Here is a 21822-nt window from a genome sequence, read left to right on the forward strand (position 1 = left end):
AGGCGGCCGCTGGCCGCCGCCAGAATGTCGTGTTATTTCACCGTCCAACCTTTGTAGCTGCTCACCGTATTACGATCGATCATGGTCACCGGGATCAGCACTGGCTTGTCGGGTGCCGGTTTGCCTTGCAGGATGTCGTAGCCAATCTCCACCGCTTTTGCCGCCATCACCTGCGGGTCCTGCGCTGGCGTTGCAACAAACAGAGAACCTTTACGTTTCAGCGCCTCTTCACCGTCAGGTGATCCATCCACGCCGACAATAAAGAATTCACTGCGCTGTGCCTGTTTAGCCGCCAGATCTGCACCAATCGCCGTGGGATCATTGATAGCAAACACCGCATCGATCTTCGGATTGGCAGACAGTAGCCCGGTCATCACTTCCAGCCCGCCATCGCGACTGCCTTTGGCGTTCTGGTTGTAGGACAGCAGTTTGATATCCGGATGGGTTTTCAACTCGGTCATGCAGCCTTCGACACGGTTTTGCACCGCAGATACCGGCGGTCCGTTGATGATCACCACATTGCCTTTGTCTTTCAGGCGGTCAGCGATGTATTTACAGGCCATGGCACCCGCTTGGGTGTTATCTGAAGTGATGGTGGCATTTGCGCCATCGGCGGCCACGTCAACCGCCACCACCACGATACCGGCGTCACGCGCACGTTTTACCGCTGGCGCGATGCCTTTAGAGTCAGCGGCATTAAGGATGATCATGTCCACTTTTGCGGCAATAAAGTTATCAATCTGCGCTACCTGCTGGCCGAGGTCGTAGCCACTGGAAACCAGCGTTACATTCACCTTGTCACCCGCCAGCTGTCGCGCCTTCAGCTCCGCACCCTTAGTGATCTGCACGAAGAACGGGTTGGCGAGGTCGCCGACCGTCACACCAATGGATTTCAGCTCTTTGGCCTGTACCAGAGGCGCACTCAACAACGTGGCCGCCAGCAGTCCGGTAATAATCGGATTAAAACGCATAGTCGATGTTCTCCTGCTTTTATGATTATGCTGACGATCGAGGAGATCGCCGTGATGTGACAACCTGTTGTAATGCGTCGAATCGAAGAGCGTGACTGTTGCAGCCCGTTTGCCTACGGCCAGCGCACAGCAAGCGCAGCGTACTTAAGTACTGCGAGTACTGCCCGGCGGCAAAATGGCCAGTCAAAAAGCCCGTTAACTTAGGTGATGCCGCGTACGGTACTTATCGATCAGCACAGCGATAATGATCACCGCGCCCTTAATCACTAACTGCCAGAAGTAAGAGACGCCCATCAGCGTCATGCCGTTGTTGAGGGTGGCGATAATCAGTGCGCCGATCAGGGTGCCGGTGATGGTGCCAATGCCGCCGACAAAACTGGTGCCACCCAAAATCACCGCCGCAATGGCATCCAGCTCATATCCCACACCCAGGTTGCCGTTAGCGCTGTAAAGACGCGAGGCGCTCATCAATCCACCTAAGCCTGACAACATGCCGCTCATGGCATAGACAAACACCAGAACCATGCCGACTTTGATCCCAGTAAGACGTGCTGCCTGCACATTGCCGCCCACCGCATAGATGTGCACTCCCAAGGTGGTACGGCGCAGAATGAACCAGCACAGCGCAATCACTGCGAAGGCAATAATGATCAGCCATGGCACCGACCCGAGATAGCCATTACCTATCCACTCAAAGTTGATGTCAGAGTTGATGACCGTGGTGCCATCCGCCAATAAGTAAGCCGCCCCGCGCAACGCGGTATAGGTACCCAGCGTGACAATGAACGGCGGTAGCCCGGCCCACGCCACCAGCACGCCGTTAAACAGCCCCATGATCAGACCCGCGCCCAAGGCCGCCGGAATGGTTAAACCGGCAAAGGCGGGATCGAGCGACACCACCATTGCCACTACCGCCGTGGTGCCAAGCATCGAACCCACCGACAGATCAATCCCGCCGGTCAGAATCACGAAGGTCATACCCGCTGCCAGCACGATATTGATCGATGCCTGACGCGTGATGTTCAACAGATTGGCTTCGGTAAAAAAGTTCGGCGTCACAAAGCCAAATACCGCCACAATCAGGATTAGAATCGGCAGAATACCTACCGTTTGCAGCAGATCGCTCATTAATGCCCGCTTGAGCGTGGGGCTTTTCATACGTGCCGGTTCACTGGTCATATCGGTCTCCTCAGGCCTGAACCGGCTGCGCGCCGGTGGCCAGTGTCATAATGTTTTCCTGGCTAATCTCTTTACCGCTTAACTCTCCGGCAATGCTGCCTTCGCGCATCACATAAACGCGATCGCTCATGCCAACGACTTCTGGCAGCTCACTGGAAATCATCAAAATCGCCACGCCCTGCTGCGCCATCTGGTTCATCATGCGGTAGATTTCACTCTTGGCGCCGACATCCACACCGCGCGTCGGCTCATCCAACAACAAGATGCGCGGAGCAATCGACACCCAGCGGGATATCAGCAATTTCTGCTGATTGCCGCCCGATAAGCCCCCTGCGCGCACCTGCGCATGCGGCACGCGGATATTCAGCGATTCGATAGCCTCGCTGGCGATCTTCTGTCCTTTCCGCCGATTAAGCAGGCCGTAGCTGGCATCACGCTCAATGGTTGCCATCACAATGTTTTCCTGCGCCGCCAGCTCCAGGAACAAGCCTTGCTCCTTGCGGTTCTCTGTCAGGAAGCCAATGCCGCGCGCAATCGCGTCACGCGGGGAGTGAATTTTCACCTTCTCCCCGTCGATCCAGATCTCGCCGCCTTTTGGCTGATGCACGCCAAAAATCAGCTGCGCCAACTCACTGCGCCCTGCGCCAACCAAACCGGCCAGACCGACAATCTCACCCGCGCGCACGGCCAGACTGCTGGGATGCACTTTGCGGTTATCGGTCAGGTGATTAACGGCCAAACGAATTTCGCCAAACGGGATGTTGCGGTCTTTGTTAAACAAGTCGCTGAGGGGGCGTCCTACCATCATGCGCACCAGCTCACTGGCATTCAGCTGGTCACGCGTGAGGCTGCCGACATATTGGCCATCACGCAGCACGCTGACGCGATCGGAAAGTTCATACACTTCGGCCATGCGATGGCTGATGTAGATGATCGCCATACCTTCACTGCGCAGCCGTTTGATCAGGGCAAACAGCTGTTCTGTTTCACGATTCGACAGAGCCGCGGTGGGTTCATCCATCACCAGAATGCGACTGTTGCGATGCAATGCACGGGCGATCTCCACCTGCTGCTGCTCAGCGATACTCAGTCGGCTCACCAGATCGGTGGCGCTAAACTGTGCGCCAAGGCGGTTAATCACCAACTGTGCCTCTTCCGCCATCTGCCGACGTTTCACCAACCCACCCCGGGTGATCTCGCTGCCGAGAAAAATGTTTTCCGCCACCGTCAAATTGGGTGCCAGATTGATCTCCTGATAGATCAAGGTGATCCCTGCCGCCAGCGCCTCTTTCGGGCCTTTAATGGCATAGGGTTGACCGTCGATAAGAATTTCCCCGCTGCTGGCGGTATAGGCACCGGCCAGAATCTTCATTAGGGTGCTTTTTCCGGCGCCGTTTTCTCCCATCAGCGCATGCACCTCACCAGGCCATACGGTGAGATCCACTCCCTTCAGCGCATAAAAGCTGCCGAAGCGTCGGGTGATTTCGCGCATTTCTAATATCGGTGTCGCCGCCATCGCCAAACTCCCGCTGCCCGTTGATGTAGCCGAGTGTTGCAACGCCAGATAAATGGAAAATGTCAGCGGCCATTCATATTTGTCATATTGCGCCTGGACCGCGCTTCTATACTCGCCGGGAGTTGAGGGGTAAGGAGGTGCCGCAAATGAGTCAGAGTCTGCACTGGCACGCTGGCGCGCGAGGTCGCCTGCTGCTGTTTAATCTGCTGGTGGTGAGCGTGACGTTGGCGGTGAGTCTGGTGGCTATTTTTGGTTTTCGCCACGCCGGTCACATTCAGGAACAGGCACAGGCGCAAACGTTAGCCGATATGAACGGCAGTCTGGCGCTGGCTCGTGATACCGCCAATGTCGCCACTGCCGCCGTGCGGCTGGCACAAGTGGTGGGCGCGCTGGAGTATCAAAGCGAATCGGCGCGCTTGCAGCAAACCCAACTCGCTCTGCAACAATCGTTGACCATGCTCGCTAACGCGCCGTTAGCCGCGCAGCAACCGGCACTGCTAGCAAACATTCGCGAGCGTAGCCAGATGCTGGAGCAGAGCATCAATCAGCTGTTGCGAGAAGGTCATCAGCGCCATTTACAACGCAATGTGATGTTGAGCGGTTTGTGGCAAGCCCAGCTGCTGCTGAATCGTATTAATACGCTCGCGAGTGACGCCTCTTTTCTGCCGCTGCGCCAGCAAACGGACGCCCTGTTGCAGGTGGCGATTCAATCCACCGCGCCACAAGCTGCTGAGCAGCAGCTGCAACAGGTACTGCCGATCTGGTCTGCTTTGCCGTTGCAGGACGCACTGGCGATGCAGCGTGATCGATTGGTCGACACCGCACGCAACTTGCAGCCCGTGGCAGACCAGCTGGAGCAGAGTGATATTGCCATTGCCTACGCCACCTATCGCATCAAAGCGCTGGTAGCGATGCTTAATGGCGACATCAACCATTATGTGCAGCTTGTCGCGCAACAGAGCGAGACACGCAGCGCGGTAACCCATCAAGAACTGGATTCCATCATCGGCTTTATCGGGCTGTTTATGCTGCTGGCGCTGCTGATAACCGGATATGCCGGGTACTACATCTACCGAAATTTGGGGTCAAGTCTGACCGCGATTGCACATGCCATGACCCGGCTGGCGCAGGGCGAAAAAAGCGTTAATGTACCGGGTTTGGCAAGGCGTGATGAGCTGGGCGATTTGGCGCGCGCATTTAACGTGTTCGCACGTAATACTGCCTCACTGGCACATACCTCCCGTTTATTAAAAGAAAAAAGCAACCAGCTAGAATCGACCTTTCTGGCGATGCGCGATGGCTTTGCGCTGTTCGATAACAGTGGGCAACTGGTGGTGTGGAACGCGCAGTATGCCGAACTGCTCGGCATTGCCCCGCGCGACCTGCATCGCGGCTTGCATTATCAGCGTCTGCTGGCACGCATGGATGTTCAATTGAGCAGTCTTCATGACGCACAAGAGGTGCGCCTGCCGGATGGCCGCACGCTGGAGCTGCGTTTCAGCCCGGTGCCACGCCGAGGTATGGTGAATACCGTGCTGGAGCGCACCACGCGTAAAGCGCTGGAAGAGGCGTTGCTACACAGCCAAAAGATGAAAGCCGTTGGTCAACTGACCGGTGGCATCGCGCACGACTTCAATAATCTTCTTGCGGTGATCATCGGCAGCCTGGCGCTCACCGTTGATCAGCTGCCTCCTGGCACTCTCGCCAGCCGAGTTGAACGTGCGCGTCAAGCGGCTGACCGCGCGGCACAGTTGACGCAACGGCTGTTGGCATTTTCGCGGAAACAGGCTCTCTATCCGCGGGCCGTGTCGGTGGTTGAACTGGTCGATAACCTCCATTCGTTATTGCAGCACTCGCTGCTGCCGGGCCAGCAATTGGTCGTCGATGCGCAGCGCCCCGGCTGGCCCGCGTGGATTGATGCCGGGCAACTGGAAAATGCGTTAATGAACCTGGTGGTCAATGCGCGTGATGCGATGGAGAAACAGAGCGGGGAAATCCGCCTGCGCATCTGGAATCAACGCACCCAAGAGAGCAAAGGTAAGCGCGATCGCGTCACCATCGAGGTGATCGATCATGGCTGTGGTATGTCCGCAGAGGTGCGGGAACAGGTATTTGAGCCCTTCTTTACCACCAAAGAGACCGGCAGCGGCAGCGGACTGGGACTGTCGATGGTGTACGGCTTTGTGCGGCAGTCCGGTGGGCAAATTGAAGTTGAAACCGCGCCCGGTCAGGGCACCACCGTGCGTCTGATGTTGCCGCGCGCCCCGGAAGCGGCACAACCGATGCCCGCGGCGCTACCGACGTTTACGCCAGGTGCCAGCAGTGATCGACTGGTGCTGGTACTGCATGACGAACCCGCGGTGAGACAGACGTTATGTGAGCATCTGCATCAACTCGGATATCTGACGCTGGAGTGTGCCGATGGTGAATCTGCGCTCACGCTGCTGCGTCAAACGCCAGATATCGAACTGCTGATCAGTGATTTGATGCTACCCGGCGCGCTTAACGGTGCTGATGTGATACGTCAAGCCCAACAGCAGTGGCCGACGCTGGCCACGCTTTTGATCAGCGGACAGGATTTGCGCCAGAGCCAGGTGACATTACCCATGTGTGAACGGCTGGCAAAACCCTGGCAGCAGGCGCAGTTGGCACAGGCGCTCGACCGCGCCTGGCAACGCAGCGAACGGCTCAGTCGCGCACGGCAGGCTGCCACAACGGCAACGGTTTCCCCGTGATATAGCGCTTACGCAGCTTGCTGGAGATGACATCCATGATCATCACCACGCCAACCAGAATAATGGTCAGGAACATCACCACATCCCAGTTCCACAGGCGCATGTTTTCGGCGTACACCAAGCCGACACCGCCCGCCCCAACAAAACCCAGCACCGCCGCAGAACGGGTGTTGGATTCGATCTGATACAGGCTCAGTGCCAGGAACGTGGGGAACGACTGTGTGAAGATGCCAAACCGATGCTTCTGCAAGCTGTTGGCCCCTACCGCACCGAGTCCACGGCTGGGCGAACGCTCAACGGCTTCATGCCCTTCCGCATACAACTTGCCGAGCAAACCCACATCCTGCACCACAATAGCCAGTACCCCTGCCAGCGGTCCCATACCGACGGCGCGCACAAAGATCAGGCCCCAGATGGCCATATCAACACCGCGCATGATATCCAGCAGGCGACGGACGACCAGAGAGATCGGACGCGTAATGGGATCGTGCATCACATTACGTGCCGCGAGGAATGACACGGGTAATGCGATCAGCGAAGCGGTCAACGTACCGGCAAACACAATCGCCAGCGTGATGCCAATCTGCGAGAAGTAGTAAGCAAACGGCCAGTTCATAAAATCCTGCCAGACGAACATACGCAGGAAGTAGCGGCCAAGCTGCTGGCAGCCAATGATGAAACGGCTCCATTCAATGCCGAAGAATTCAAAGAAGAACAAATAGTACAGCACGATGGCGATAGCCACGATGGCCACGCGGCGCAGATAACGATGTTGTGCAGCGAACAGTGCAGGATGTTCCTGTTTCAGTTTCGCCACATCTGGGGCTAATGCGATCATCTTACTTCTCCTTCCACCACGCGACGGCGCAACCAACCAGAAACCGTATCCAGCAGCGACACCACCACGATAATCAGCAGCAGCGTGATGCTGACCTGATCGTAACGATCCAGTTTGATATTGGTCATCAGCTCTTGGCCAATACCGCCCGCCCCTACCAATCCAAGAATGGTGGAAGAACGGAAATTCACTTCCAGACGCATAAAGCTGTAAGAAAGGAACGTCGGTTTCACCTGCGGCCAGAAGGCGAAGCGCATCCGCTGTAACTTACTGGCTCCGCAGGCGGCGAGGCCACGCACCGGCTTGTCCGACGCGCTCTCAATCGATTCATAAAACAGTTTGGTCAGGCTGCCCACGGTGTGTAGGGCCAGCGCAAGGAAACCGGGAATCGCCCCGATCCCAAAGGCCATGACAAACATCACCGCCCACGCCAGCTCGGGCATGGTACGCAGGAAGGCCACAAAGGCGCGGATCGCCATACGGACGCTACGTGGCGTTTGCGTATTATCGGCGGCAAAAAACGCCAGCACGCCGGCAATCATCACCGCAACGATGGTCGATGACAGCGCCAGCTGGAGGGTTTCCCAGATCAGCGGTAGCTGGAAGTGCAAGCGGTAGCCCCAATACGCCAGGGAGCCTTCGGTTTTCACATCCGCGAACAATACCGACCAATGCAGCACCGGGACGGTTTCGCCGATGTAATCAAAAAAGTGTGGCAGTGATTGCCAGACGGTCAGCAGATTGAATTCCGCCATCTTGCCCGCAGCGAGATAGAGCGCCACCAACAGCAGCGACCAGAGCACAGTATCGCGCTTTTGCTGGCGACGGATGCGTTGGTAGTAGTGTTCGAAATCGGTCAAGGGGGATGTCCTGTGGTAAGAGATGGTGCAGATGTGAAAAGGTCGCCATGAATGCCGTCACCAAACGGGTGCGATATTTGGCCAGGTCGCCATAAATTCCGTCATCAAACGGGTGCGATATTTGACCAGGTCGCCATAAATGGCGTCATCAAACCGCTGCGATATTTGGCCAGGTCGCCATAAATGGCGTCATCAGACGGGTGCAATATTTGGCAAGGTCGCCATAAATGGCGACCCTACAAAGGCGTTATCACGTAGGGTGCGCATTTATGCGCACCGCTTCCGATAACCGCACCCAGCTAAATTAACCGCGCGAACCTTTCATCAGATCACGCTTCATATCGATGATGTTCTGATAATCAGCGACTGTGGCTGGACCGATGTGCTGGGCACCGCCCACCGCTTTAATAAAGCAACTGTGGTCTTCTTTATCCAACTTCTTGATCGCCGCCACCAGCTTCTGTTTGAAGTCAGCGGGTAAGTTATTGCTCACCAGGATTGGACCGTTCGGGATCAATGGCGACTGCCAGATGATGCGGATCTTCTTCATCAGGTCAGGCTGGTCCATACGCATCATGCGTCCAAAGGCACCTGAGGTGTAACCTTTGTCGTAATCACCGATCAATGAGGTCCAGGTCACTGCGCCTTCGAACTGGCCGTTCAACACGCCGAGGATGTCCTGCTCGTGGCCACCAGAGAAGGTCACGCTAGAGAAGGTGTTGTTGTATTTATCATCAACGGTGCCACCGAACTCTTTCTTGAACGCCTGGTTTGGCATCAGGAAGCCAGAAGTCGAATCTGGATCGGCCATGCCGAAAGATTTGCCCTTCAGGTCTTCCAGTTTTTTGTACGGGCTGTCGGCTTTCACGATCACCACCGAGTGATAACCCTGTGAACCGTCTTTGTCATCGACCACGATGCCTACAACGTCTACCGCTTTCGGGTTCTGCAGATAAACTGAAGCGTAAGATGCCGGAGACATGCTCAGCACCATATCAATTTTGTTACCCAGCAGACCCTGAATGACGCCTGAGTAGTCAGACGAGTTGCGCATTTTGGTATCGACATTCAGCTCTTTGTCGAAGAAATCTTTCACGCACTGGTTATCACCAATCTGCTGAGTGGCGTTCTGACCACCCAAAATCCCCAGATTTAATTCTTTAGGCGCATCCGCTGCGTTAACGCCAAAAGTCATTGCAACAGTCAATAAAGCTAAAGAGGTCAGTTTCATTCGTGTTTTTTCTCTTGCCGTGGAGTTAGTGGAGCTGGTTAATTTCGTCGCCGTACAGCTCGTGCAGCAAGCCGTCGGTCAACGCAGAAGGATGTCCGTCAAACAGCACTTTGCCGCGCTGAATGCCGATAACACGGGTGCAATACTGCTTCACCAATTCAATCGAGTGCAGGTTGACCATCACGCTGATGCCCTGCTCACTCACCTGACGCAGCACATCCATGATGCGTTTGGTATTTTTCGGATCGAGCGAGGCCACCGGCTCATCCGCCAGCAGGATGCGTGGGTTCTGCATCAGGGCACGGCAAATCGCCACACGCTGCATCTGTCCGCCCGACAAGTTTTCAGCACGCTGTAACGCCTGCGGCAGCATATTCATCCACTGCAGCAGTTCTATCGCCCGCGCACGGTCAGCTTCGGAGAACACTTTGAAGAAGGATTTCAGCGTCGAGGTCTGGCTCAAACGACCCAGTAGCACATTGGTCAGTACATCAAGGCGCGGCACCAGACAGAAATCCTGGAAGATCATGCCGCATTCGCTGCGCCATTCGCGCATCTGACGGCTGTTCAGCGTCACCACATCGCGATCCACTTCACCCTGACGATTGCTGAGAATCGCGCCCTGTGAAGCACTGATGGTGCCATTGAGCATGTGTAACAGTGTCGATTTGCCTGCGCCAGAGCGACCAATCACGGCCACCAGCTCGCCCGCATGCAGATCGAAGCTGACATTATCCAGTACGCGGTTTTCGCCGTACGCTTTGCACAGTCCCTGCACCGACAGCACCTTGTTGCCTTGGCCGGCGTGTGGAACGTAAGGATTGTCGATAATGGTTTTCAGTAATGCCTGTGCCATGATGCACTCCATCTCTCTGAGGTCTTGATTGCCCGTTATTACGGGCAAATCCGATGAAGACTTGATGACAGTAAAATGATTAAACAGTGACAGCGTGGGCAGAACCAACCGTGATGCTTTGGCCATCAGACGCCGCCAGCACATTGTCTGGTAAGTGATTATTGAGTAACCAACTGTCCATCTCATGACTCAGATGAATCAGCCATGCCTGGCGCGGTGCCAGCTGTTCAATAATCTGCAATGCGCGCGTCACATCGTTATGATTGCGCACGGTTTCTCGCGGCGGGTCATTACAGTCAATCACCAGTTGGTCCAGCGGTTGACCCTCAAGAAATTCTGCAGTTTCCGGCGGCAATCCGCAGGTATCACACATCCAGGCTAACCGCGTGCCGTGCCAGTCAAACAGGTAACCGTGGGTGAGTTTTGAGTGCTGTAACGGCAAGGGGGTCACTTGCAACGCCCCGAAGCTGTGCGGGACAAAAGGCGTTAACGCGGGGCGGAAATCCAACAGGCCGGGATGCTTAAACAGGTCATCACAGCCCCTCTCATCCGGCGGTGCCCACACCGGAATCGGCTCGCCCAATCCCCAACGCAGGCTGAACAATCCCGCCACGTGATCCATATGAAAATGGGTGAGCAATATTCGGCTTAATTCACCAGGGCGGAAACGCTGATGCAGATCGTGGCGACCGGCATCCAGCAGAATTCGCTCGCTGCCGGTGTCGATCAGTGCACTGGTGGCCGCACGGGCAAAGCGGGGTTCGAGGCGGGCACGCTCACAGGCATAACAGCCACAACCGAACAGCGGCGCAGACTGCACGCCGCCAGTACCGAGAAAAGTGAGTTTCATGGTGGATGCTCCAGCAGCTGGCGCAGCTTATCGAGCGTGTCGCTCAGTGCACCATCGTTATTGAGCGGATGGCAATGCGCCGGCAGCGGTTCTGCCGCACGCGCCAGTCGTTGGCTAATCTCCCCTTCACTTTCACGTCCACGCTGTCGCAAGCGCGCTTCCAGTACCGCAGGTGAGACCTGTAGCACCAGCGGCAACAGCTGTGCGCCGTAATGCTGCTCAACAATCGGCAGATGCAGACGTGAACCGTTGACCAGCACATTCAAACCCCGCGCCAGCCAGTGATCGATCTCTTCTCCCAGTCCGTAATACAGCCCGTGTGCCTGCCAGCTAATGGCAAACAACCCCAGCGCTTCTCGCCGCCGAAATTCGGTTTCACTCAGCGCCACATGGTTTTCGCCCCCGGCATCGGCCGGGCGCGTAATGTAGCGATGGGCGATCACCAAGTTATCCGGCGGCACCTCACGCAGCGCATTGAGCAAACTGTCTTTACCCGAGCCCGAGGCCCGGTTAGCCAGATAAGGCGCGCCATTAGAACACCAGCCTGCCCTGCGACCAGACGTGGCGAATGTGTGGATGTCCATGCTCGGTATGCGCCAGCACCAGGTCGGCACGCATGCCTTCAGCAATCACACCGCGATCGTGCAAGCCAATCGCGCGTGCCGGGTTGCGGGTGACCAGCGCGGCAGCTTGCGGCAGCGTCAGACTGTTACGCTCATCCGCTACCAGGCGGAACACCGCATCCAGAAGGCTCGCCGGATAGTAATCGGATGACAGAATATCCAGCAGGCCATGGCTGGCCAGCTCCCATGCCGCCACGTTGCCGGAGTGCGAACCGCCACGCACAATATTCGGTGCGCCCATCAACACCTGCATACCGCACTCGCGTGATGCCCGTGCCGCCTCAAGCGTGGTGGGGAATTCAGCAATGGTGCTGCCCACCTCATGCGATTCGGCAACGTGCTCTGCTGTGGCATCATCATGGCTGGCGATCGGAATACCGCGCGAGCGGCACAGGCCAGAGATGGCGTTGCGGTTAGGCGTGGAGAACTCGGCGGCCAGCGCCAACTGCTCACGCTCGAACTGATCCATCTGCTCATCATTCAGTGAGTATTTGCCTTGATAATAGGTGCGATACATCTCCAGCGAGGCGTACTGACGTTGGCCCGGTGAGTGATCCATCAGCGAGACCAACGACAACTCCGGCGTGCTCATCAGCTTTTCAAACAGCGGCAGCGTGGTGTTGTGTGGTAGCTCACAGCGCAAATGCAGATGGTGATCGACCCGGTTAATCCCTTTGCGGTTGCTGTCTTGAATCGCATTGATCATCTTGCTCAGGTTCTCGAGGCGATGACCGCCATCGCGCACATCGCCCACCCCAATCGCATCCAGCACCGTGGTAATGCCGCTGGCGACCATCAGTGCATCGTGGCTGCTCATCGCCGAGTGGGCTGGCCAATCCACTTTCGGACGCGGCGTAAAAAACTTATCAAGGTTATCAGTATGCAGCTCAACCAAGCCCGGCAGCAGGAAAGCGCTCTCGCCATCCAATGCACCCGGCATTTGGCTTGGGCTGTCGCTGAAACTCGCAATACGGCCATCGCGGATCTCCAGCGAACCGGCTACCACTTCATGTTCAAGCACCAGACGGACATTATTGACGATCATGCTTCTGCTCCTGTTTTCACCGGCTGCATCACGTGCAGGCGATCGGCAACGCGTTCGCGCACCGTTTCATCATGGAAAATACCTACGATAGCGGCGCCACGGGCACGCTCTTGCTCAATCAACTCCACCACCGCGGCACTGTTGGCGCTGTCGAGTGATGCGGTGGGTTCATCCAGCAGCAGCACCGGATAATCAGCGATAAAGCCCCGCGCGATGTTCACGCGTTGCTGTTCACCCCCAGAGAAGGTGGATGGCGCGAGTGACCACAAACGCTCGGGCACATTCAGCCGTGTCAGCAGGTCTTTAGCGCGCTTCTCGCAAAAAGCGCGATCCACTCCGCGCTCTAGCAGCGGCTGCATGACGATTTCCAGCGTTGGCACACGCGGGATAACACGTAAGAACTGGCTGACCCAGCCAACGGTTTCTCGGCGAATCGCCAGAATCTGGCGAGCCGGTGCCTGCGCCATGTCGATCCATTCACCCTGATGTTGCAGCCAAATGTGGCCGCTGTTGGCTTGATAGTTGCCGTACAGTGCACGCAGCAGCGTCGATTTTCCGCTACCTGATCGACCGTGCAGCACCACGCATTCGCCCGCGCACACTTCAAGGTTGGCATCTTCTAATACCGGCAGCGCCGCACTGCTTTGGTTGTGCAGCACGAAGGTTTTGCTGAGTTTCTCTACGCGCAATAAAGGTTGCATGTTGATGTCCTGATATTTAATTAGCGGTCGCCATAAATGGCGCCCCTACATTGCTCGGTGCGTTTAATCACGCCCCCTCAATTGTTCGGTGCTTGTAATGACGCCCAGACATTGTTCGATGCGCTTTTCGTAGGGTGCGCATTCATGCGTACCGGGTTAAATACGCGCTCATTGGCTTAAGTGAGCGGCATTACGCCATAAATGACATCCCTACTAGATTCGGAGCACAGTTACGTTCACCATCAATGCCGAACAACGGATGCCCAATATTGTAGGGTGCGCATTTATGCGTACCTGGCTTACGCCAGCACCGATGAAACCAGCAGTTGCGTATACGGATGATGTGGATCGTCCAGCACCCGGTCGGTCAATCCGCTTTCCACCACCTTGCCCTGCTTCATCACCAGCAGACGGTGTGCCAGCAAACGCGCGACGCCGAGATCGTGGGTGACAATCACCACCGCCAGATTGAGTTCGCGCACCAAAGTACGCAGCAGATCCAGCAAACGCGCCTGTACTGACACATCCAACCCGCCGGTGGGCTCATCCATAAACACCAGCGTGGGCTGGGTCACCAGGTTGCGGGCAATCTGCAAACGCTGCTGCATGCCGCCGGAGAAGGTGGTCGGCAAATCGTCGATACGGCTGGCGGGGATCTCAACGTCCTGCAACCAGCGCATCGCCTCTTTACGGATGTCGCCATAATGACGCTGTCCTACGGCCATCAAGCGCTCGCCGATGTTGCCACCCGCGGTCACCTGCGGACGCAATCCATCCAGCGGATGCTGATGCACCACGCCCCACTCGGTGCGTAATAAACGACGGCGATCGCTTTCACTCAATTGATAGAGATCCTGCGCGCGATAAAGAATGTTGCCCTGCTGCGGCGCTAAACGTGCCGACAGGCTCTTCAGCAAGGTGGTTTTACCGGAACCTGATTCACCCACAATGCCCAGCACTTCACCCGGATAGAGTTCAAAGCTGACATCTTCAAAACCCTTACCTGCCGCATAAAGGTGCGTCAGATTGTTGACCGCAAGCAGCGGCTGTTCACTGTGCATGCTGTTGTTCCTGCTGCTGGTGGCAAAAATCGGTATCGGAGCAGACAAACATGCGCGTACCGGCATCATCCATCACCACCTCATCGAGGTAGCTGTGGTGCGAACCGCACAGCGCGCAGGGTTCGTCCCAGCTCTGTACGGTGAACGGGTGATCGTCGAAGTCGAGGCTTTCCACTTTGGTATACGGCGGCAGCGCGTAGATACGTTTCTCACGACCCGCGCCAAACAGTTGCAGTGCCGGCATCATGTGCATCTTCGGGTTGTCGAATTTAGGAATCGGCGATGGATCCATCACGTAGCGATCGTTAACCTTCACTGGATAGGCATAGGTGGTGGCGATATGGCCGTAGCGAGCGATATCTTCATACAGCTTCACCTGCATAATGCCGTACTCTTCCAGCGCGTGCATGGTGCGCGTCTCCGTCTCGCGTGGCTCGATAAAGCGCAGCGGCTCAGGGATTGGCACCTGGAAAATCAGCACCTGATCTTCCTGCAACGGGGTTTCCGGAATGCGGTGACGCGTCTGGATCAGCGTGGCATCTTTGGTGGCTTCGGTGGTGGCCGCGCCGCTGACACGCTGGAAGAAGCGACGAATCGACACCGCATTGGTGGTGTCATCCGCGCCTTGGTCAATCACCTTCAGCACGTCGCTGTCGCCAATGATGCTGGCGGTGATCTGAATCCCGCCTGTGCCCCAGCCATAAGGCATCGGCATTTCACGTCCGGCAAACGGCACCTGATAACCTGGAATCGCCACCGCTTTGAGGATCGCGCGACGAATAGTGCGCTTGGTCTGCTCATCCAGATAGCCGTTGTTATAGCCGGTTAACTCACTCATCGTTTTGCTCCTGAACCTGTTCGCGCAGCCGTTTCAGCAACTCAAGCTCCGCCTGGAAATCGACGTAGTGCGGCAGTTTCAGATGTGAAACAAAGCCCGCCGCTTCCACGTTGTCAGCATGCGACAACACAAACTCTTCGTCCTGTGCTGGACCGGCAATACGCTCGTGGTACTCGGGTGCCTGTAGGGCACGATCCACCAGCGCCATCGCCATCGCTTTGCGCTCTGAACGGCCAAACACCAAGCCGTAACCACGGGTGAAGTGCGGGGCGCTGCTGGTTTGCGTGGTGAAGCCATTAACCATCTCGCACTCGGTCAGTAGGATTTCACCGATATCGATATCGAAACCCAGCTCTTCCGGGCAGATCGACACGCTGAGGTAACCGGTGCGGATTTCACCGGCAAACGGGTGGTTGCGCCCATAACCGCGCTGCGTGGAGTAGCCGAGCGCCAGCAGGAAACCTTCATCACCACGAACCAGCTGTTGCAAGCGGGCAGCGCGACTGGCCGGATAACCCGGTGGCTCACGCGTGATATCGCATGGCTCACTGCCATCATCCTCTTCACGCTCTGCCAGACCTTCTTTGGTCATCATGCTGAACACATGCGAGCAGCGCTCTGGCAAGGCCTGATCGTCACGCGGTGCCGCAGGGGTTTCACCATTGGCCAGTAACGTAAAGTCGAGCAGCCGATGGCTGTAATCGTAGGTGGGGCCGAGTACCTGGCCACCCGGCAAATCTTTATAAACCGCTGAAATACGGCGTTCGAGGCGCATCTCATCGGTTTCCAGCGCCAGGCTATCAGCCAGACGTGGCAAGGTGGTGCGATAAGCGCGCAGCAGGAAGATGGCTTCCACCATATCGCCGCTGGCTTGCTTGATGGCGAGCGCGGCCAACTGGGGATCGTAAATGCCGCCTTCGGTCATTACGCGATCAACCGCCAGACCCAATTGTTGAGCAACCTGATCACAGCCAAGTTCGGCGACATCGCGGTCGCCACGGCGCAAATCGGCCTGTAGCTCATGGGCGCTGGCTATCGCCTTTTCACCCCCTTTAACCGCAACGTACATCAGCACACCTCCACGTCGGTGGTGCGCGGTAAGGCCATCATCGCTTCACCGCAGGTGAAAATCAGATCCACGCCCAGCGGGAAAGGATGTGGGCGCTCACGCAGATAGGTCAGAATGGCTTCAGGCAGCTGCGGGGCAATAGCGCGAGATTCACGCAGGCCAGGACCGGAAAGACGCAGGGTTAACCCACCATTTACGCCGGCACTTCAATAATCAGCGTGGTGCTTTTTTCCGGTGACATATTGTCACCCGGCGCGAACTGCGCAGGATCTGGGTTCGAAGCCGCATGGGTTAAAGCAAACGGCGCATGACGGTCTTCAACAAGGGGAACACCGGTGTGAAAACGCAGGTTGCTGCGCACCACTTCGCTGTCTACGCGGCTATCCAGCCACAGTGCACTCTCCTGATCCACCAGCGTCAGTAATACCGCTGTCGCTGCCGGTGACAGATCGCCCCAGCCCTGTTGCAACGGCAGTGAGACCATGACGCCCGGCTCGCTCATGGCTTTGAGAATACGGCGGAAGGCGCGTTGTGAATCGGCAACCGGATGGTTAAAACTGGCCAGTAATGTCATTAGTTATCTCCGCGAACCAGCGTAAAGAAATCCACTTTAGAGCTGGCGATTTCACGCGCGCGCAGCTGACGCTGTTCTTCACGCAGTGCCGCCAGCGGGGCAATTAATTTTTCTTGTAACAGTGCATGGGTTTCCGGCTGTTGCAGCAGCGCATCAATCAGTGCACAGCGTTCGGCATGGGCTTTATCGCGCCCCAATACGTAGCTGAAACCGAGGGTGCCATCATGCAATTTCACCACCGCACGTGTGACAGTGGCATCACCCATCACGAAGCGTTTACCCGTACCGCCCATGCGTGCCTGCAGGCGGGTTAGTCCGGTTTCTGCCGGGCGCACCGATTCGAAATCAGTATTGAGGTGCAGCGGCTGCCAGTGGGCATTCAGCGTGTTGGCGTCACTGTGCGCCAGCACCGAAAGCCAATGCTGGCGGGCTGTTTGCTGTTTCATTCATGCTCCAGGGTGAGTTCAATCATGTCGCCACGCGTCAGACTGACGGAGTATTCCGCGACCAGACCGTCGCTGTGTTTGTTCAATGTGCGGACGCACAACAGCGGCGACTGCAGGGCAATCTCCAGCTGCTTACACTCTTTCGCCTGTGCGCGACGGGTGCTGATACGGGTTTGCGAGCGGGTCAAGTCCAGTCCCAAATGCTGCTGCATAAAGTCGTGCAGCGAGCCGTTCTGGAACTGCTGCAACTTGGGCCACCAGCTCAGTTCCGGCAGGAAGTGGTTGATCACACACACCGGCACGCCATTGACGCGGCGTAAGGTGCGCAGATGAATCACGTTGTCGCCTTCATTAATGGCTAACGCACTGGCAACATCGCTGCTGGCCGGGCGCAACACCGCTAACAAACGCTCGCTGGTGGGATGGCTGCCCTGCTCCAGCAGGTTCTGGCTGAAACGTGCCTGCGCATGCAGTGGGTAATCGTAAGGACGCATCAACACCAAGATGCCCACGCCATGGCGACGTTGCAGTAACCCCTTATTCACCAGTTCATCCACCGCACGACGCAGCGTGTGGCGGTTAACTTCGTAGTGATCGGCCAGCTGTTGTTCGGAAGGCAGATAGTCACCGCAGCGATAGCGCTCTTGCAGTGCCTGCTCCAGTTGTGCGGCAACCGCTTGGTAAACAGTGGTCGGATGTCTGGATATCTCCATCACGTTCAATACCTCATTCGCTACAGGTTGAGGAGCGCAGCGACAAGTGCTGCGAGATGGCGACTACAGTGCGCGAGCCAGATGACAGCCCCGTGACGGCTCAATGACGCAAGGATGAATTTGCTTTAGGGCAGCAGAATCGAAGCGAAACGGCTGTGGTTTTAATAAAATATTTTTAACTGTAACCTTTGTGACAATGTTCAAAAAATTATCGCTTACTTTCACCGCTTTATCGCTTCCCTTACTGGGTGCAGCTTGCGTAAAGTCTGCTAACGTTATTGTTGAGCCCTCCTTGTCACGCGAACTCTAAAATGATTAATACAATCAAACTGTCAGATGGATTCAGACGCAATTTCGTTCGGGAAGTGATTTTGCCATTGGTGGCGATTTTGGTTTTAACCTTTGCCGGAGCGGGCGTTGGCCTGTTCTGGGGCACCTCTTTGAGCAATGAACAGGCACGCGATCAACAGCAACGGATGATAGAGGCCTCTTTTGCTCAAAGTCTGAGTGAGCATCTACGCCAGCTGCGCAGCCTGACGCGTTGGTCTCCCCTTGCTGATCAACTCGCTTCACCTACCCCAGATTTCAACTGGCTGGATCAAAATGTCGGTAATTGGCTATATGACATGTTTGATCACCAGTTGATCATGCTGTTAGATCGTGACAATCAACCGCTGGCGGTGTGGCGTAACGGTCAGCGAGTATCCAGCGAGAATATTGGCCACTATTTGCAAGACATGACCAATAGCCCACTCGTGAGAAACAGCGATGAAGTGGCTGGCCCGTCAGACCGTGCTGATTTTGTACGCATAGGCCAGCGTGCAGCTGCGCTGGCGGTAGGGGACATCAGCAGCACGCCCGAAGCCGGACGCTACCGGCTGGTGAGCATTAAATTTCTGGATGACGGCTACCTGCGCAATCTGGCGGATCGCAGCCAATTACGTCAGTTGCACTTCAGTGAAGGAGCACCACAGCAAGGTACAGACGCCCTGTATCAGCTCAATTCTCAGCAGGGTGACTCTGTCGGCTATATCAGTTGGCAGGCCGATAAACCCGGCGCTCAGATGCTGCGCATGCTAGGTCCTTCAACGCTGTTGTCGGTGTTATTGATTACCCTGTTGTGCCTGTTTATGGTGCGGCGTATCTGGACGTCATCGCTCAACTTATCGCAATCACTGTTGAAGCTGGGCGCGAGTGAAGCGCAGGCGCAGCATCTGGCATTCCATGATGTGCTGACCGGTCTGCCAAATCGTGCGCTGGTGGAAGATCGATTAATTCAGGCCTTGGCAGCTTCATCACGACACGATCAGCGTGTGGCACTGTTGCTGCTGGATCTCGACCGGTTTAAAAACATCAATGACACCTATGGCCATCATGCGGGTGATGAGCTGATCATTGAGGTCGCGCGACGGTTGACCCACATTCTGCGCGCCACAGATACCGTGGGCCGCATTGGTGGCGATGAATTCATTATTGTGATGCCCGAAGTGGATAACATCGGACAAGTACAGGCGCTGGCAAAACGAATTATCAGCGTGTTGAGTGAGCCTTATGAACTGCAAGGCAGTGAGGTTTGGGTTGGCGTCAGTGTCGGTCTCGCGCTGGCACCGAAAGATGGCATTGATCGCCTGGAGCTGATGCGTAAAGCGGATATCGCACTGTATGAAGCTAAAAATAACGGGCGCGGTCAGTATCGTCAATTTGAGAAAGTCATGGACGAGTCACTGCGCACCCGCCAGCAGATGGCGACTGATTTACGCCAGGCGCTGGTGAATTTTGATGGCTTGCGCGTGTGGTATCAGCCGTTGATGGAGATCAGTGGGCAGCGCGTGGTGGGCTTGGAAGCGCTGCTGCGTTGGCAGCATCCAGTACGTGGCGACGTCTCACCCGGTGATTTTATCCCTATTGCCGAAGAGACTGGCCTGATCATCCCGCTGGGTGAATGGGTTTTGCGGGAAGCCTGCAAAACGTCACTGAAATTGCCGCAGGTGATTGTGGCTGTGAACGTTTCCCCGGTGCAGTTCCGTGCCAGTGGTTTTGTTGAGCGCATCATTGAGATTGTGCGTGAAGAAGGGGCCAATCCGCTGCATATGGAGTTAGAGATCACCGAAGGCGTGCTGATTGAAGATGAACACGAAGCGCGTAACAACATCATCGCATTGCGGGAAGCAGGCTTCCGCATCGCACTGGATGATTTTGGCACCGGCTATTCCAGCCTCAACTACCTCAGTACCTTCCCGGTAGATAAGATCAAGATCGATCGCTCCTTCACCCAATCGCTGGGGATTGCGCAGAACTCCACGGCAATAGTGGAATCCGTGGTGCGCCTCGGCCATGCCATGGGCTTAACCGTCACCGCCGAAGGGGTCGAAACCGAAGGTCAGAAAAACGCGCTGGCCGATGCGGGCTGTAATCAATTGCAGGGTTATTTGTTCAGCCAAGCCGTGCCGTTTGAACAGATTGAAAAGATGATGTGAATACCTCGGTAGGGGCGCCATTGATGGCGTCCTCCAATGCCAGGGACGCATAAATGCGCCCCCTACGAAACCTCACCGAACCCGTAGGGGCGCCATTGATGGCGCCCTCCAATGCTAGGGACGCATAAATGCGTCCCCTACAAGTTAAGATGGAAAGTCGGTATCAATGGATGTCTGCTTCCAGGCTTCGATCTGCGCTAGCCGCTCTTGCAGCTTATTGGTCACCGCATCGTACCCCCATGCGCCCATCACTAAATGGCGTGGAGGATTGTCGTGTTCGGTGATGGCAATCATCGCTGTGGCCGCGCGGATAGGATCGCCCGCCTGGGTACCGCTGTATTCTGAAGTGGCTTTCATCCGTGCGGCGGCGGTATCGGCGTACTCTGGCAGCTTGCTGGGGGTCTGATGCAACGAACGTCCTGCCCAATCGGTGCGGAACGGACCGGGTTCAATGCAGGTGACGTGAATGCCTAATGGTGCGACCTCCAACGCCAGCGAATCAGACCAGCCCTCGACAGCGTGTTTACTGGCGGAGTAATAGCCTGAACTGGCGAAACCGATAAATCCGGCCACTGAAGTGATGTTGATTACATGGCCACGACGCTGTTGACGCATTGCCGGCAGCACCGCACGGGTTAATGCAAACAGGCCAAAGACGTTGGCATCAAACTGCGCGCGAATCTCTTTTTCATCGCCCTCTTCTACCGAACTCTGATAACCGTAACCCGCGTTATTCACCAGCACATCAACCGTTCCGAACGCCTCAAGTGCAATCTTGACGGCCTGATCAATGCTACCCTGGTCGGTGACATCCAGCGCCACGGCCAACGCGTTATCGTGCCCGTTAACCAGATCCTGCACCTTCGCCGGATCGCGTGCCGTAACCACGGTGTTAAAACCACGCGCAATAGCCTGTTGCGCCAGTTCGCGACCAAAGCCGGTGGAACAACCCGAAATAAACCACACGGGTGTATTTGCTGAAGCCATAGTGACGTCCCCTTAAATGCGCCTGGTGAACCGCCACCGGGCAAGGTCAATAACTATGGCAAAGCAGCAACGAGCCGATTAGCGCTTAGTGCGACCTGTTCATCATCGCCGGATAGCGTTGTTGCAGATTTTGAAAGATAGCCTGCATCTGCACCTCAAGTGCTGCCGATTGTGTACTCGCTGCAACCGCCTCAAGTGCTGCCAGTTGTGTATCCGCTGCGACCACCTCAACTGCTGCCGGTTGTGCATCCG

Annotated in this window: 18 protein-coding genes and 2 pseudogenes; 2 read left to right on the forward strand and 18 right to left on the reverse strand. The window is 56.2% G+C overall.

Translation table 11 applies throughout. The annotated features are described in order from the left end of the window. Positions 1–32: 32 nt before the first annotated feature. The 3 genes from HA51_RS15885 to HA51_RS15895 all read right to left on the reverse strand — a co-directional run bounded on the left by HA51_RS15885 (position 33) and on the right by HA51_RS15895 (position 3666). Positions 33–971: an ABC transporter substrate-binding protein gene (locus HA51_RS15885; protein WP_084935590.1), complete on the reverse strand. Its 939-nt coding sequence runs from the start codon at positions 969–971 to the stop codon at positions 33–35. 195 nt (positions 972–1166) lie between these two features. After that, complete coding sequence (locus HA51_RS15890; protein WP_084935591.1) at positions 1167–2150, reverse strand: ABC transporter permease subunit; 984 nt, start codon at positions 2148–2150, stop codon at positions 1167–1169. Between the two features lie 10 nt (positions 2151–2160). After that, positions 2161–3666 carry a sugar ABC transporter ATP-binding protein gene (locus HA51_RS15895; protein ID WP_084935592.1) on the reverse strand — a complete coding sequence of 502 codons (1506 nt, stop codon included), beginning with the start codon at positions 3664–3666 and terminating at the stop codon, positions 2161–2163. Positions 3667–3812: 146 nt separating this feature from the next. Here HA51_RS15895 and HA51_RS15900 point away from each other — a divergent pair, with 146 nt between their 5' ends. Next, complete coding sequence (locus HA51_RS15900; protein WP_084935593.1) at positions 3813–6401, forward strand: ATP-binding protein; 2589 nt, start codon at positions 3813–3815, stop codon at positions 6399–6401. Here the strand turns inward: HA51_RS15900 and phnE (HA51_RS15905) are convergent. From phnE (HA51_RS15905) to phnF, 14 genes and pseudogenes are all read right to left on the reverse strand, one after another. Next, positions 6355–7239, reverse strand: coding sequence for a phosphonate ABC transporter, permease protein PhnE (phnE, locus tag HA51_RS15905; protein ID WP_084935594.1), 885 nt, complete (start codon positions 7237–7239; stop codon positions 6355–6357). The genes HA51_RS15900 and phnE (HA51_RS15905) overlap by 47 nt on opposite strands. Further along, positions 7236–8099, reverse strand: a complete 864-nt coding sequence (gene phnE / locus HA51_RS15910) for a phosphonate ABC transporter, permease protein PhnE (RefSeq protein ID WP_084935595.1) — start codon at positions 8097–8099, stop codon at positions 7236–7238. Before phnE (HA51_RS15910) ends, phnE (HA51_RS15905) begins: the two co-directional genes overlap by 4 nt. A gap of 304 nt (positions 8100–8403) precedes the next feature. Next, the gene (gene phnD / locus HA51_RS15915; protein ID WP_084935596.1) at positions 8404–9330 is read right to left on the reverse strand and encodes a phosphonate ABC transporter substrate-binding protein; all 927 of its coding nucleotides are present in this window, start codon (positions 9328–9330) and stop codon (positions 8404–8406) included. Between the two features lie 25 nt (positions 9331–9355). Continuing rightward, positions 9356–10186, reverse strand: a complete 831-nt coding sequence (gene phnC / locus HA51_RS15920) for a phosphonate ABC transporter ATP-binding protein (RefSeq protein ID WP_084935597.1) — start codon at positions 10184–10186, stop codon at positions 9356–9358. Positions 10187–10265: 79 nt separating this feature from the next. Further along, positions 10266–11036: a phosphonate metabolism protein PhnP gene (gene phnP, locus HA51_RS15925; protein WP_084935598.1), complete on the reverse strand. Its 771-nt coding sequence runs from the start codon at positions 11034–11036 to the stop codon at positions 10266–10268. Next, positions 11033–11568 (reverse strand): annotated as a pseudogene (phnN, locus tag HA51_RS15930) (ribose 1,5-bisphosphokinase). The gene phnP and the pseudogene phnN overlap by 4 nt, the downstream one beginning before the upstream one ends. Continuing rightward, the gene (phnM, locus tag HA51_RS15935) at positions 11568–12704 is read right to left on the reverse strand and encodes an alpha-D-ribose 1-methylphosphonate 5-triphosphate diphosphatase (protein ID WP_084935599.1); all 1137 of its coding nucleotides are present in this window, start codon (positions 12702–12704) and stop codon (positions 11568–11570) included. Before phnM ends, phnN begins: the two are co-directional and overlap by 1 nt. Then, the gene (gene phnL, locus HA51_RS15940; protein WP_084935600.1) at positions 12701–13405 is read right to left on the reverse strand and encodes a phosphonate C-P lyase system protein PhnL; all 705 of its coding nucleotides are present in this window, start codon (positions 13403–13405) and stop codon (positions 12701–12703) included. The genes phnM and phnL overlap by 4 nt, the downstream gene beginning before the upstream one ends. Before the next feature lie 299 nt (positions 13406–13704). Beyond that, a complete protein-coding gene (gene phnK, locus HA51_RS15945; protein WP_084935601.1) occupies positions 13705–14466 on the reverse strand; it encodes a phosphonate C-P lyase system protein PhnK in 762 nt (253 codons plus the stop codon). Further along, the gene (locus HA51_RS15950; RefSeq protein ID WP_084935602.1) at positions 14456–15304 is read right to left on the reverse strand and encodes an alpha-D-ribose 1-methylphosphonate 5-phosphate C-P-lyase PhnJ; all 849 of its coding nucleotides are present in this window, start codon (positions 15302–15304) and stop codon (positions 14456–14458) included. The genes phnK and HA51_RS15950 overlap by 11 nt, the downstream gene beginning before the upstream one ends. Beyond that, positions 15297–16373, reverse strand: coding sequence for a carbon-phosphorus lyase complex subunit (locus HA51_RS15955; protein WP_084935603.1), 1077 nt, complete (start codon positions 16371–16373; stop codon positions 15297–15299). The genes HA51_RS15950 and HA51_RS15955 overlap by 8 nt, the downstream gene beginning before the upstream one ends. Further along, positions 16373–16947 (reverse strand): annotated as a pseudogene (gene phnH / locus HA51_RS15960) (phosphonate C-P lyase system protein PhnH). Before phnH ends, HA51_RS15955 begins: the two are co-directional and overlap by 1 nt. Beyond that, entirely contained in the window at positions 16947–17393 is a 447-nt protein-coding gene (phnG, locus tag HA51_RS15965) for a phosphonate C-P lyase system protein PhnG (RefSeq protein WP_084935604.1), read from the reverse strand. Before phnG ends, phnH begins: the two are co-directional and overlap by 1 nt. After that, positions 17390–18106 carry a phosphonate metabolism transcriptional regulator PhnF gene (gene phnF / locus HA51_RS15970; protein ID WP_084935605.1) on the reverse strand — a complete coding sequence of 239 codons (717 nt, stop codon included), beginning with the start codon at positions 18104–18106 and terminating at the stop codon, positions 17390–17392. The genes phnG and phnF overlap by 4 nt, the downstream gene beginning before the upstream one ends. Positions 18107–18417: 311 nt before the next feature. Between phnF and HA51_RS15975 the strand changes: the two genes are divergently transcribed. Then, entirely contained in the window at positions 18418–20583 is a 2166-nt protein-coding gene (locus HA51_RS15975; RefSeq protein ID WP_084935606.1) for a putative bifunctional diguanylate cyclase/phosphodiesterase, read from the forward strand. A 144-nt stretch (positions 20584–20727) separates the two neighbouring features. On the opposite strand, the gene HA51_RS15980 is transcribed toward HA51_RS15975, so the two are convergent. Further along, on the reverse strand, positions 20728–21570 hold the full coding sequence (locus tag HA51_RS15980; RefSeq protein ID WP_084935607.1) for an oxidoreductase: 843 nt from the start codon (positions 21568–21570) through the stop codon (positions 20728–20730). Positions 21571–21822: the final 252 nt, after the last annotated feature.

It is taken from the genome of Pantoea rwandensis (assembly GCF_002095475.1).
Classification (GTDB): Bacteria; Pseudomonadota; Gammaproteobacteria; order Enterobacterales; family Enterobacteriaceae; genus Pantoea; species Pantoea rwandensis.